The organism is Streptomyces sp. UW30 (assembly GCF_008042075.1).
Classification (GTDB): domain Bacteria; phylum Actinomycetota; class Actinomycetes; order Streptomycetales; family Streptomycetaceae; genus Streptomyces.
Window position 1 is genome coordinate 1,038,481 of record NZ_RDBN01000053.1, and the last position, 12,607, is coordinate 1,051,087.

At 70.1% G+C, this 12,607-nt stretch carries 12 protein-coding genes and 1 pseudogene; 4 read left to right on the forward strand and 9 right to left on the reverse strand.

Annotated features, from left to right (window positions below):
* The 4 genes from EAO75_RS46775 to EAO75_RS39000 form a co-directional block, all read right to left on the reverse strand.
* On the reverse strand, positions 1-215 hold a 215-nt coding region (locus EAO75_RS46775; RefSeq protein WP_222724018.1), incomplete at its 3' end, for a hypothetical protein.
* Positions 212-1,159: a 1-phosphofructokinase gene (gene pfkB / locus EAO75_RS38990; RefSeq protein WP_147999803.1), complete on the reverse strand. Its 948-nt coding sequence runs from the start codon at positions 1,157-1,159 to the stop codon at positions 212-214. The genes pfkB and EAO75_RS46775, both read right to left, overlap by 4 nt.
* Positions 1,156-1,917, reverse strand: coding sequence for a DeoR/GlpR family DNA-binding transcription regulator (locus EAO75_RS38995; protein ID WP_147999804.1), 762 nt, complete (start codon positions 1,915-1,917; stop codon positions 1,156-1,158). Before EAO75_RS38995 ends, pfkB begins: the two co-directional genes overlap by 4 nt.
* 164 nt (positions 1,918-2,081) lie before the next feature.
* Complete coding sequence (locus EAO75_RS39000) at positions 2,082-3,653, reverse strand: MFS transporter (protein ID WP_147999805.1); 1,572 nt, start codon at positions 3,651-3,653, stop codon at positions 2,082-2,084.
* Positions 3,654-3,715: 62 nt separating this feature from the next.
* On the opposite strand from EAO75_RS39000, the pseudogene EAO75_RS39005 reads away from it, so the two are divergent.
* A pseudogene (locus tag EAO75_RS39005) lies at positions 3,716-4,009 on the forward strand (helix-turn-helix transcriptional regulator); the annotation flags it as partial.
* A 249-nt stretch (positions 4,010-4,258) separates the two neighbouring features.
* Here EAO75_RS39005 and EAO75_RS39010 read toward each other — a convergent pair.
* On the reverse strand, positions 4,259-4,915 hold the full coding sequence (locus tag EAO75_RS39010; protein ID WP_315987674.1) for a TetR/AcrR family transcriptional regulator: 657 nt from the start codon (positions 4,913-4,915) through the stop codon (positions 4,259-4,261).
* Positions 4,916-5,313: 398 nt separating this feature from the next.
* A complete protein-coding gene (locus tag EAO75_RS39015) occupies positions 5,314-6,312 on the reverse strand; it encodes an RNA polymerase sigma factor RpoD/SigA (protein WP_147999806.1) in 999 nt (332 codons plus the stop codon).
* Between the two features lie 170 nt (positions 6,313-6,482).
* On the opposite strand from EAO75_RS39015, the gene EAO75_RS39020 reads away from it, so the two are divergent.
* Positions 6,483-7,013 carry a GNAT family N-acetyltransferase gene (locus tag EAO75_RS39020; protein WP_147999807.1) on the forward strand — a complete coding sequence of 177 codons (531 nt, stop codon included), beginning with the start codon at positions 6,483-6,485 and terminating at the stop codon, positions 7,011-7,013.
* Between the two features lie 13 nt (positions 7,014-7,026).
* On the opposite strand, the gene EAO75_RS39025 is transcribed toward EAO75_RS39020, so the two are convergent.
* Positions 7,027-7,818 carry a dioxygenase gene (locus EAO75_RS39025; protein WP_147999808.1) on the reverse strand — a complete coding sequence of 264 codons (792 nt, stop codon included), beginning with the start codon at positions 7,816-7,818 and terminating at the stop codon, positions 7,027-7,029.
* A gap of 119 nt (positions 7,819-7,937) precedes the next feature.
* On the opposite strand from EAO75_RS39025, the gene EAO75_RS39030 reads away from it, so the two are divergent.
* Positions 7,938-8,489 carry a MarR family winged helix-turn-helix transcriptional regulator gene (locus EAO75_RS39030; protein WP_147999809.1) on the forward strand — a complete coding sequence of 184 codons (552 nt, stop codon included), beginning with the start codon at positions 7,938-7,940 and terminating at the stop codon, positions 8,487-8,489.
* 113 nt (positions 8,490-8,602) lie between these two features.
* Here EAO75_RS39030 and EAO75_RS39035 read toward each other — a convergent pair whose 3' ends face one another.
* The gene (locus tag EAO75_RS39035; RefSeq protein WP_147999810.1) at positions 8,603-10,144 is read right to left on the reverse strand and encodes an MFS transporter; all 1,542 of its coding nucleotides are present in this window, start codon (positions 10,142-10,144) and stop codon (positions 8,603-8,605) included.
* A 198-nt stretch (positions 10,145-10,342) separates the two neighbouring features.
* Positions 10,343-10,987: a TetR/AcrR family transcriptional regulator gene (locus EAO75_RS39040; protein ID WP_147999811.1), complete on the reverse strand. Its 645-nt coding sequence runs from the start codon at positions 10,985-10,987 to the stop codon at positions 10,343-10,345.
* Between the two features lie 316 nt (positions 10,988-11,303).
* Between EAO75_RS39040 and EAO75_RS39045 the strand changes: the two genes are divergently transcribed.
* Positions 11,304-12,584 (forward strand): M6 family metalloprotease domain-containing protein, encoded by a 1,281-nt coding sequence (locus EAO75_RS39045; RefSeq protein ID WP_147999812.1) that lies wholly within the window; start codon positions 11,304-11,306, stop codon positions 12,582-12,584.
* Positions 12,585-12,607 lie beyond the last annotated feature (23 nt).

Here is a 12,607-nt window from a genome sequence, read left to right on the forward strand (position 1 = left end):
GTGTGGGGGGCGGCGGAGGTGGAGGAGGCGAGGTCGGGGAAATCCCGCCTCCTCCGGACGGCAGCGCGGCTCAGGAGGCCCTGCCGTCCGTCGATCGCCGTGAGTAACGGCGAGTTTCGCCGCTCATGTGCCGAATCGGAACGAGACGAATCGGAACGAGCCGAATCGGAACGAGCCGAATGGGAAAGAACTGCGATATCCGAGACATTCGTCATGAAACCGGCTCCTTCAGTACGCGGTCCACCGGCACCTCGGCCGTCACCGTCACCGCCGCCGGGTCCAGGTCGGCCGGCGAGGGCATCACGCTGCCCGGCAGCCGGACGGCCGCCGCGCCGTGCGCGACCGCGGAGGCGAGCGCCTCGGGCCCGCTCCCCCCGGCGATCAGAAAGCCGGCGAGGGAGGAGTCGCCGGCCCCGACATTGCTGCGTACGGCGTCCACGCGCGCGCTGGCGAACCAGGCGCCCGCGTCGTCCACGAGCAGCTGCCCGTCGGCGCCCAGGCTTGCGAGCACGGCGCGCGCGCCCATCTCGCGCAACTCCTCGGCGGCCTTCATCGCGTCGCCCACGGTGGCCAGGGGGCGCCCGACGGCCTCCGCGAGCTCCTCGGCGTTCGGCTTCACCACGTCGGGCCGGGCGCGCAGGGCTTCGAGGAGGGCGCGTCCGGAGGTGTCCAGCGCGATCCGGGAGCCCCCGTCGTGCGCCCGCGCGACGACATCGGCGTACCAGGACGGGGCGAGCCCGCGCGGCAGGCTGCCGCAGCAGGCGATCCAGTCCGCGTCGTGCGACTGCTCGCGGACCGTCTCCAGGAGGAGTTCCTGCTCGGCCGCGGAGAGCTCGGGGCCCGGCGCGTTGATCTTCGTGAGCACGCCGTCCGACTCCGCGAGCGCGATGTTGGAGCGGGTGGCGCCGTTGACGGGAACCGGCGCGACCTCGATGCCCTGCGCGTCGAGCAGGTCGGCGACGAGCGCGCCGGGCGCACCGCCCAGGGGCAGGACGGCGACCGTGCGCTGTCCGGCGGCCGCGACCGCGCGCGAGACGTTCACGCCCTTGCCGCCCGGGTCCATGCGCTCGCCGGTGGCGCGTATGACCTCGCCGCGGTCGAGGGAGGGGACCTCGTAGGTGCGGTCCAGGGACGGGTTCGGCGTGACGGTGAGGATCATGCGCGCACTACTTCCGTGCCACCGCGCTCGATGGCGATGGCGTCTTCGGGGCTCAGCCCGCTGTCGGTGATCAGCAGGTCCGCGTCGCTCAGGGCACCGAAGCGGGCGAAGTGCTCCTGGCCGTGCTTGGAGGAGTCGGCGAGCAGCACCACCCGGCGGGCCGCGGCCACGGCCGCGCGCTTCACCGCGGCCTCGGCGAGGTCGGGGGTGGTCAGACCGTGCTCGGCGGAGAAGCCGTTGGCCGCGACGAACAGGACATCGGCCCGGATCTCGGCGTACGCGCGCAGCGCCCAGGCGTCCACGGCGGCGCGCGTGCGGTGCCGTACGCGCCCTCCGACGAGGTGGAGTTGGATGCCGGGGTGGTCCGCGAGGCGGGCCGCGATGGGCAGGCTGTGCGTGACGACGGTGAGGGACGCCTCCAACGGCAGCGCGGCGGCCATGCGGGCCACCGTCGTACCGGCGTCGAGGATCATCGTGCCCTCGGTGGGCAGCTCGGCGAGGGCCGCCTTCGCAATGCGGTCCTTCTCGTCGGCCGCCGTGCCCTCCCGCTCGGCGAGGTCCGGCTCGAAATCCAGACGCCCGGCGGGGATGGCACCGCCGTGCACCCGGCGCACGAGCCCGGCGCGGTCGAGGGCCTTCAGGTCCCGGCGGATCGTCTCCGCCGTCACCTGGAACTCCTCGGCCAGCGACAGGACGTCCACCCTGCCCCCGTCACGGGCCAGCCGGAGAATCTCCTGCTGCCGCTCCGGTGCGTACATGTCCGTTCGCCTCCGAACTGTGCCCGAACTTGTGGTTTCAGCGGGAGGCTACGCTTGGATTTCCGGAAAGTAAACAGGTTCGGGCCCAATCGGGCATGAACGGAAATGAGTGAGGGGCCCGGCACAAAGTGCCGGGCCCCTCACCCGCTCCCCCTCCCCCGCTCTCATGGCACCAGCGCGGGCTCCTTCTCCGGTTCCGGTTCCGCCGACGGCTCCTCGGTCGCTCCCTCGGCATGCTGTGCCGGACGCTTCGGCAGGGCGAACATCAGCAGGAAGATCGCTGCCATCACCGCGGCCACCCAGACCAGGGCGTTCTGGAAGCCGTCCACGAAGGCCGCGCCCGCCGCGCTCGCGGCATCCGCCGCGGAACGCTCCGTGATCTGCGCGAGCCGGTCGTCGACGACGCCGAAGAAGACCACCGAGACCAGACCGAGCCCCAGCGCGTTGCCCATCTGCTGGACGGTGTTGATCAGGCCCGACGCCGAACCGGAGTGCTCGCGCGGCACCTCGGAGAGGATCGCGTCCGTCAGCGGGGCCACGATGAGGCCCATACCGACGCCCATCACGACCAGGGGCAGGGCCATCTGCCAGGGGGCGATCGAAAGGCCGTAGCGGTTCGCCTCCCAGATGTAGATCAGGACACCGAGCCCCATCACCAGCGCGCCCGCCTGGAGCACCTTGCGGCCGAAGCGCGGGACCAGCTGCTGGACGGACAGGCCGGCCGCCGTCGAGACGGCGATCGAGAACGGGATGCCGGTCAGGCCTGCCTTGAGCGGGCGCCAGCCCAGGCCGAACTGCATGTACAGCGTCCAGACCAGGAAGAAGATGCCGAGCGCCACACCGAAGACGGTCTGTACGGCGATGCCGGCCGCGAAGCTCTTCACCTTGAACAGGGACAGTTCGACGAGCGGGGAGCCGTCGCGGGCCGCCTTCCGCCTCTCGAACACCACCAGCACCGTGAGGACGACGAGCGCGCCGGCCATCGACACGTACCCCCACAGCGGCCAGTTCAGCTCGCGGCCACGCGTCAGCGGGTAGAGCAGCATCAGCAGACCGAGGGTGACGAGCCCGACGCCGACGAGGTCCAGCTTCAGCGCCTTCGGCGCCTTGGACTCGGTGATGAAGCGGCTGCCGAGGATCAGGCCCGCGATGCCGACCGGGAGGTTGATCAGGAAGATCGGGCGCCATTCGAGGCCGAACAGGTTCCACTCCGTCAGCAGCGCCCCCAGCAGCGGGCCGGTGACGGCGCCGAGTCCGACGACCGCACCGAACAGGCCGAAGACCTTGCCGCGTTCGTGGGCCGGGAACGTCGCGTGCACGATCGACAGGACCTGCGGGACCATCAGCGCCGCCATCGCGCCCTGGAGGATGCGGGAGGCGACCAGCATCTCGGGGTTGGCGGCGAAGCCGCACAGCGCCGAGGCCAGGGTGAAGCCGCCGATACCGACGAGGAACAGCCGCTTTCGGCCGTGTATGTCGCCGAGGCGGCCGCCGGTGATCAGGCCGGCGGCGAAGGCGAGCGCGTAGCCGGCGGTGATCCACTGGATCTGGCTGAACGACGCGCCGGCCTCCCGCTGGATCGACGGGATGGCGATGTTGACGATCGTGACGTCGACGAGGTCCATGAAGGCCGCGGTCATCACGATCGCCAGGGCGAACCATCGACGGCGGTCGCCCGCGGCGGGCGCCGCGCTGGAGTTGTTCACGAGTGCTGGTTCTGTCTCCGCTGAGGTCATGGCTTGAAGCTATTCCCTGAATAGGTCAGATCGTGTCCTAGTTCTGCGGCATCCTCGGATTCATGACGACCGACACTCCGGCACGGCTGCTGACGCTCCTCTCTCTGCTCCAGACGCCCCGCGAATGGCCCGGCGGCGAGCTCTCCGAACGGCTCGGGGTGTCCCGGCGTACGGTACGGCGGGACATCGACCGGCTGCGGGAGCTGGGGTATCCCGTGCAGGCGAGCAAGGGGGCCGAGGGTGGCTACCGGCTCGTCGCGGGCAAGGCGATGCCGCCGCTCGTGCTGGACGACGAGGAGGCGGTGGCCATCGCGGTCGGGCTGCGGGCCGGGGCCGGGCATGCGGTGGAGGGGGTGGCGGTTGAGTCGGGCTGCGGGGTGAGGGTGGGGCCTCGCGTTGATGCCTGCGGCGCCTGTGCGGGTTCGGTGGGGGTGCGCGTCGCGCCAACGGTTGTGTGGTGGGTCGGGGACGTGCCGGGGGGTGTCCGTCCTCGGTCGGGCGGTTGCTGTTCTCAGAGAGGTGCTGTTTTTTGACGCCCGCCGCTGCGGGCGGACACCCCCCGGCACGTCCCCTTGCCGCCGTTTGCGGGTGTCGCGTCGGCTCTGTCAGGGGGCTGCGATGTCCTCCCACGGGAAGTTCCTCAGTGCCCCTAGGTTGCGCAGTGCCTGTGCTGCTGGGCCCTGTGGGCCCTGTGCTGGGGCCTCTCCTGTTGCCCAGGTTTCTACGGCTACTCGGATGGAGGCTGCGGCCACGGCGGCGGCGAAGTGGTGGGCGGCAACGTTGTCGGTGCCGGTTCTTTCCGCCAATGTCTGCGCCAGCTTTCCTTCCGCCTCGTGGCATACCTCGGCCCAGACCTTGCGCAGGGCGGGGTTGGTTGTGGCCTGGCGGACCAAGGTGCGGACCCATTGCCAGGAGGACTCCGAGACGGCCGCGCCGGGGGTCAGGGTGTGGCGGAGGGCGTGTTCCAGGGCCTCGGGGATGGATAGGTCCGCGGGGGCGTTGCGGACCGCCTGGGTCCAGCGGTCGGCGCCGGCCGCGTAGAGCGGGGACACCGACTCCTCCTTGGTGGCGAAGTAGCGGTAGAAGGTGCGCGGCGCGATGCCCGCGGCCTGCGCGATGTCCTCGGCTCGGGTGGCCCGAATGCCCTGCCGCACGAAGAGGGCGGCCGCGGCGCGGGCGATCTCCATGCGGGTCGCCGCCTTGCGTCGCTCCGTCAGTGAGGGGGACGTGGCTGAGGGCCGTGCGGGGGTGGGGCTGCTCACGTTCGGCAGGCTATGCCCATGTGGCACAATCTGCCATCCGGGTGGGCCACCCCGTGGTTCAGGTACGGGGTGACCCGCCCGTCCGACCTGTTCGGGTGGGGCCGGCAAGAGGAGCCGGGCCCCGGCACCCAGGGGGGTTGGGCGCCGAAGCCCGGCTCGGGGAAAGTCCCGGCGCCGGGGGGAGTGCGTCGGGACTTGGTCTGGTGGCGTGGTCGGTCGATCTGCGTCGGGGGACCCGAGGCCGGTCGCCTCGGGATCCGAACTCCCTTGCCCGGAAGTCTTGTTCCCGGTGCCCTGTACATTGAAGCGGCGTTACATCGCCATGTTTGCGCGGTCTTTGGCCACCCGGCGTACGCGCCCGTGGCAGGTCGTACGCCCCCGCCCCTCCTGTCGGAGGGTCAGGCGGCCGCGTCGAAGCCGGTGCTGCGCGCCAGCTTCTTCAGCTCCAGCAGGGCGTGCTTCTCGATCTGGCGGATGCGTTCGCGGGTCAGGCCGTGCTCCTTGCCGACCTCCGTCAGGGTGCGCTCGCGGCCGTCGTCGATGCCGTACCGCATCTTGATGATGGACGCCGTGCGCTGGTCGAGGCGGCCGATCAGGTCGTCCAACTCCTCGCTGCGCAGGAGGGTGAGGACCGACTGCTCCGGGGAGACCGCTGACGTGTCTTCCAGCAGGTCGCCGAACTGGGTCTCGCCCTCGTCGTCCACCGGCATGTTCAGGGAGACCGGGTCGCGGGCCCAGTCCAGGACGTCCGTCACCCGGTCCGCGTTCGAACCGAGCTCGGCGGCGATCTCCGCGGGCTCCGGGTCGCGGCCGTGTTCACGGTTGAACTCGCGCTGGACCCGGCGGATTCGGCCGAGTTCCTCCACGAGGTGGACGGGGAGGCGGATGGTGCGGGACTGGTCGGCTATCGAGCGGGTGATGGCCTGACGGATCCACCACGTCGCGTACGTCGAGAACTTGAAGCCCTTGCGGTAGTCGAACTTCTCCACCGCGCGCACCAGGCCGGCGTTGCCCTCCTGGATCAGGTCGAGGAGGGGCAGGCCGCTGCGCGGGTAGCGGCGGGCCACCGCGACGACCAGGCGGAGGTTGGAGCGGATGAAGACGTCCTTGGCGCGCTCTGCGTCGGCGACCAGGGCCTGAAGCTCCTCGCGGGTGGCGTCCGCCCTGGCCTCCTCGAAGCCGTCGAGGACCTGCCTTGCGAACACACCCGCCTCGATGATCTGTGACAGCTCGACCTCTTTGGCGGCGTCGAGAAGCGGCGTGCGCGCGATCTCGTCGAGGTACATGCCGACCAGGTCGCGGTCCGCGATCTCGCCGCCATGGGCGCGAACACTGCGTGCCTTGTCGACGGTCTCGCCGGTGGCGGACTGACGACGGGCGACGGCACGGGTTGCCATGCGTGCTCCCTTGCGATGTGGGCGGGCGGGTGGTTCTTGAACGCTTGGGACTCTTGTCGAGTGCCCTGCATCCGATGGAAACAACGACTGGAATCAGGACAGAATTCCCAACCCGCCCCCCTATTTTTCTGATCTTGCAGTACCCTGTCGGGCCACCGCGAGGAGGCCCGATGCCGTCGGAACGTACAGAGGTGCTGGTCAGGTCGGGAGTCGAGAGTGACCTCGATGCCCTCACCGACATCTACAACCACTATGTACGTGAGACGCCCATCACATTCGATACCGCGGTCTTTACGCCGGAAGAGCGCCGACCTTGGCTGCTCTCCCACCCTGAAGACGGCCCGTACCGGCTGAAGGTTGCCGAGGAGAGGGACCTCGAAGGGAACTCACATCGGATTCTTGGCTACGCCACATCCAGCCCGCTTCGGCCGAAGCCCGCCTACGTGACCTCCGTCGAGGTGACCGTCTACCTCGCACCGGACGCCGGCCGGCGTGGCATCGGCACCCTCCTGTACAAGGCCCTGTTCGAGGCACTGGCCGAGGAGGACCTGCACCGCGCCTACGCGGGCGTCGCCCAGCCGAACGAGGCGTCCGCGCGGCTGCACGAGCGGTTCGGCTTCCGGCATGTCGGCACGTACCGCGAGGTGGGCCGCAAGTTCGGCCGGTACTGGGACGTGGCCTGGTACGAGAAGGAGCTGTGAGGCCCGCGAGGGCTCAGCCGAACTGCACCGACCGCTTCGCCATGCCCATCCAGAACCCGTCGATCACCGACTTCTGCGCGTCCAGCTCACCGGACACCTCCGCCGCGCCCATCGTCACGAAGAGCGGGGCGAAGTGCTCGGTGCGCGGGTGGGCGTAGCGGCCGGCCGGGGCCTTGGTGAGGAAGTCGAGCAGCGAGTCCCAGTCCCTGGCCTCCAGCGCCCGCCGGCCCCAGTCGTCGAACTCGGAGGACCAGCTGGGCACTCCCTCGCCGACATGGCGCAGGGCGGCCAGGTTGTGGGTGAAGAACCCGGAGCCGACGATCATCACGCCCTCGTCGCGCAGCGGCGCCAGCCTGCGGCCGATCTCCATGAGTCTGACGGGGTCGAGGGTCGGCATGGAGATCTGCAGGACCGGGATGTCGGCCGTGGGGAACATCTCGACGAGCGGGACGTAGCCGCCGTGGTCGAGGCCGCGGTCCGGGAAGTCCTGCACCGGTGTGCCGGGGGCGCGCAGCAGCTTGCGGACGGACTCGGCGAGCTCGGGCGCGCCGGGGGCCGGATAGGTCACCTGGTAGTAGTGCTCGGGGAATCCCCAGAAGTCGTAGACGAGAGGAACGGCCTCCGTGGCACCGATGGCGAGGGGGGCCTCCTCCCAGTGGGCGGAGACCATGAGGATCGCCTTGGGGCGCGGCAGGCCGGCGGACCAGGCGGCGAGCTCGCCGGGCCAGATCGGGTCGTCCGCGAGCGGCGGGGCGCCGTGACTGAGATAGAGGGCGGGCATGCGCTCCTGCGTGGCGGCGGACATGACGGCTGCTCCCTCCGGAGACCTGAAGCCTCGGTTGCTTTAAGTCTAAACATTCCTCTCGGAAAACCGTACGTCCAGGTAATTAAAATTTCAAGGAGAGCTCTCGTACAGTGGAGTACATGAATACGGCATCGACCTCCGCGCCACCCGCGTCCGCGACCGCGTCCATCCCCGCCGCACCCGCGCAGGAGCCCCGCTGGCTCACCGACGAGCAGCAGCGGGTCTGGCGCACCTACCTGGACGCGGTCACCCTGCTGGAGGACCACCTGGACCGCCAGCTCCAGCGGGATGCGGGCATGCCGCACATCTACTACGGCCTCCTGGTCAAGCTCGCCGAGTCCTCGCACCGCCGGCTGCGGATGACCGAGCTGGCGATGTACGCCAAGATCACCCGCTCGCGGCTGTCGCACGCCATCGCCCGGCTGGAGAAGAACGGCTGGGTCAGGCGCGAGGACTGCCCCGACGACAAGCGGGGCCAGTTCGCGGTGCTGACCGACGCGGGCGTGGAGGTGCTGAAGCAGACCGCGCCGGGCCATGTGGAGGCCGTGCGCCAGGCGATGTTCGACCGGCTCACCGAGGAACAGCAAAAGGCCCTCGGCGAGATCATGCGGATCGTCGCCGAGGGCCTGCAGCCGACGGAAGCGGGTGCGGACCTGCCCTGGCTCCGCTGAACCGCTCATTCAGCGAGCCGGGGCAGGTCCTTGAAGGCCGTACGTACGGAGCGTCCCCATCCCCGTACGTACGCCCGGTCCCAAGGGGTACGACCGGACGGTCGTCGCGCGGTTCAGTGCGCGACGACGGGTACCGGCACCTCGTCCTCGGCGTTCTCCTGCGAGGTCGCCACCGTCGAGCCGTCGGGACGGCCGGCGTTGACGAAGGTCACCACGATGACCGCGGCGAGGACCAGCATGCCGACGGCGAACCAGATCGCGTTGGTGTAGCCGTGCACCATGCCCTCCAGCTGGACCAGCTGCTGCTGGGAGCGGGAGGTCGCGGAGCCGATGTGGTCCGCGATGTAGGTGGTCGTGGCCGACGCGGCGATCGTGTTCAGCAGGGCCGTACCGATCGCGCCGCCCACCTGCTGCGAGGTGTTGACCATCGCGGAGGCGACACCGGCGTCCCGGGGCTCGACGCCCAGGGTGGCCAGGGACATGGCCGGCATGAACGCCGTACCCATGCCGAGACCGAGCAGCAGCATCGCCGGCAGGATGATCGAGGCGTACGACGAGCCGATCTCCAGCTGCGTCATCAGGAGCATGCCGATCGCGGCGACCAGGAAGCCGGGGCCCATCAGCAGCCGCGCCGGGACGCGGGTCATCAGGCGGGTGCCGATCTGGGTCGAGCCGACCATCATGCCGACGATCATCGGCATGAAGGCGAAGCCGGTCTTGATCGGCGTGTAGCCCTTCACGATCTGCAGGTAGTAGGTCAGGAACAGGAACGTGCCGAACATCGCGATGATCGCGATACCGAGCGAGAGGTAGATCCCGCCGCGGTTGCGGTCGGTGATGACGCGCAGGGGCAGCAGCGGGGCCTTGACCTTGGCCTCGGTGATGACGAACGCGAGCAGCAGGACCGCCGAGGCGACGAACATGCCCACGGTCGTGGAGTCGCCCCAGCCGTTGGACTCGGCGCGGGTGAAGCCGTAGACCAGCGCGACCAGGCCGAGCGTGGACAGCAGGACGCCGGGGATGTCGAGCGGGTTGCGGTTGCGGCTGCCCTGCGGCTCACGGATGACGAAGTACGCACCGGCCGCGGCGACGATCGCGAACGGGATGTTGACGAAGAACGTCCAGCGCCAGTCCATGTACTCGGTCAGCACACCGCCGAGGATGAAGCCGACGGCGCCACCGCCACCGGCGATCGCACCGTAGATGCCGAACGCCTTCGCGCGCTCCTTGGCGTCCGTGAACATCACGGCGAGCAGGGACAGCGCGGCGGGCGCGAGCAGGGCACCGAAGGCACCCTGGAGGGCGCGGGCGCCGAACATCATCGCCTCGTTGGTGGCGGCACCACCGAGCGCGGAGGCGCCGGCGAAGCCGATCAGGCCGACGACGAAGGCCCGCTTACGGCCCCACAGGTCGGCTATCCGGCCGCCGAACAGCAGCAGACCGCCGAAGGCGAGGGCGTAGGCCGTGACGACCCACTGCCGGTTGCCGTCGGAGATGCCCAGGTCCTGCTGGGCGGAGGGCAGGGCGATGTTCACGATCGTCGCGTCGAGCACGACCATGAGCTGGGCCAGCGCGATGAAGACGAGCGCTTTCCAGCGGTTGGGATCGACGGCGCCGAGGGCGCTGCCGGGTGCCTTTGCGGCAGTTTCGGACATGGGGGTACCCACTTCGGGACTTCGTAATGGACAAAGGACGTCTAAAGGGGACGGCTCGTCGGCTGTGACGGCCGGTGAGATTCGCTGTAGTGGCTGTGTGGTGACTGGTGCGGCTGCGTGGTGACTGGTGCGGCCGTGTGGTGACTGGTGCCGTGCTCCGAACTGATCGGTCGGAGCCGGGCGGTCAGAGCCGGTGGGTCAGGCCTGGCGCAGGTCCTCCATGGTCAGCGCCGTGCCCGGCAGGACCGAACGGGCCGGGGCCCGCAGTCCGTCCAGGAACAGCTGAAGGTGACGGTGGACGTAGCGGTCGGCGATGTCGCACCCGGTACCGGCAAAGGGCCGGCTGAGCTGGGCGGCGGCGATCATGACATCGCCGACGTCCACATCGGAGCGGAGCTGGCCGGCCGCCTTGGCGCGGTCCATGATCGCCCCGATGAGGCTCTCGGCCCGCTCGCGCGAGGCCTCCAGGTCCGGGTGGTTCTGGTCGAAGGTGCTCTGGACCATCGGGCACAGCGCGCTGATCCGCTCGTCAGCGGCGGCGTGCACGAAGCGCTCCAGGGCCTCGAAGGCATCCCCGGTCTGCGTGAGCGCGAGTTCGGCCGCCGCCACCGTACGGTCCATGACGGAGCAGACGACCTCGCGCACCAGCGCGTCGCGGTCGGGGAAGTTGCGGTACACCGTGGCATTGCCGACGCCTGCCCGGCGGGCGATCTCGTCGAGCGGCACGTCGGGGCCGAACTCCACGAACATCTCCCGGGCGGCGGTGACGATCCGCTCCCGGTTGCGCAGGGCGTCGGCGCGCGGCCGGGTCGCCTTGCGCGCTACGGGGGTCACGGTCTGCACGGTGTACTCCAAGGTTGCGGTGAATCCATGTCTCACGGTCGTGGTCTCACGGTCGTGATCTCACGGTCGTGGTCTCACGGATCGCGATCCGGGGAAGGTCTCCCCGTTTCGCGCGGACACATGGCTAAACGGGGAGAGGCTCCCCGGTTATTTCCCGACCCGGGAAACATTTCATGTGACCTGAGTCACACACTATTTGGCGGAAGAACCCACGTTCGGGCTCCTCCAACGCGCGCCCGCTCACCCCTCGACACAGGGTGATCGAGAGGGTGCAGCACGCAGTCGGGCGGGCTGCCATGGACTGAAGGGCCCATGCATGCAGCCCAGCCGTCGGATACGCCCCCGCCGTGTGGCCGCCCTCGCCTCCGTGACCGCCCTGACCTTCGCGGTCAGCACCTCCGCAGGCACCGGACACCTCACGGCGGGCACCTCGACGGTGGCCGGAGCGGGCCCCATCTCGCCTGAACACCCCTCCGCCCTGCGCCCCTGCATGATCAGCGGCCGGCCGACGGTCCAGATGTCGGAAGGGATGCCGACGATACGCGGCTACTCCCGCTCCACCGGCGCCGTCCGCGCCCTCACGGTCATGGTCGACTTCCCCGACGCGCCCGGACCGGGCCGCGCGCTCGACCGCTTCGACGAGTTCTTCCCGCAGACCCAGGACTGGTTCCGCACCAGCTCCTACGGCCGCCTCGACTACCGCCCCCAGACCCCGATCCCCGGCTGGCTGCGGATGCCCAAGTCCTTCCGTGCGTACGGCATAGAGCGCGGCGCGCCCTTCGACCCCGGGTACCGGCAGCTCGTCCAGGACATCGTGGTCGCCGCCGATTCCCGGGTGGACTTCCGGTCGTACGACTTCCTGAACGTGCTGGTGGCCCCGAACGCCGGCCCGTCGGCCCTGGACACGGTCCTGTCGGTGACCTTCGCGGGCAACACCGAGGCCCCGGTCGCCGACGGCGTCTCGGTGGCCAACGCGTCCTTCGTCTACTCCCGCCAGGACGACGGCTCCGGCACCTACCACCGCACCGGCTACCGGGTACTCCCCCACGAGAACGGCCATGTCTTCGGCCTGCCCGACCTCTACACCGCCGAGGGCGGGGGCGCGGTCGGCCACTGGGACATCATGAGCGAGGACTGGGGGGCCAACAACGACCTGCTCGGCTGGCACAAGTGGAAGCTGGGCTGGCTGGACGCCGCACAGATACGTTGCGCGGCCAAGCCCGGCGCGACCGAGTACGCCCTGACGCCGCTGGCCCGCGAGGGCGGCCCGAAGCTGGTGTTCGTCCCGCTGGACCGCCGCCACGGCTACGCCCTCGAACTACGCACCCGCGAGGGCAACGACGAGTCCGTGTGCCGCCCCGGCGTCCTGATCTACAAGGTCGACGCGGACGTCGACACCGGGATGGGACCGGTGAAGGTCCAGGACTCCCACGAGGACAGCGGGGGGTGCACGCGCAGCCCGAACGTCCATGCCGAGCTGTCCGACGCGACGTTCGGGCCCGGGGAGGAGTTCCGGGACGAGGAGCGGGGGGTGCGGGTGACGGTGCTGGGGACGGATCTGACGGGGAGTTATCGGGTGCGGGTGAGCCGGGGGTAGGGGTGGGGCTGCGGCGGCCCGTA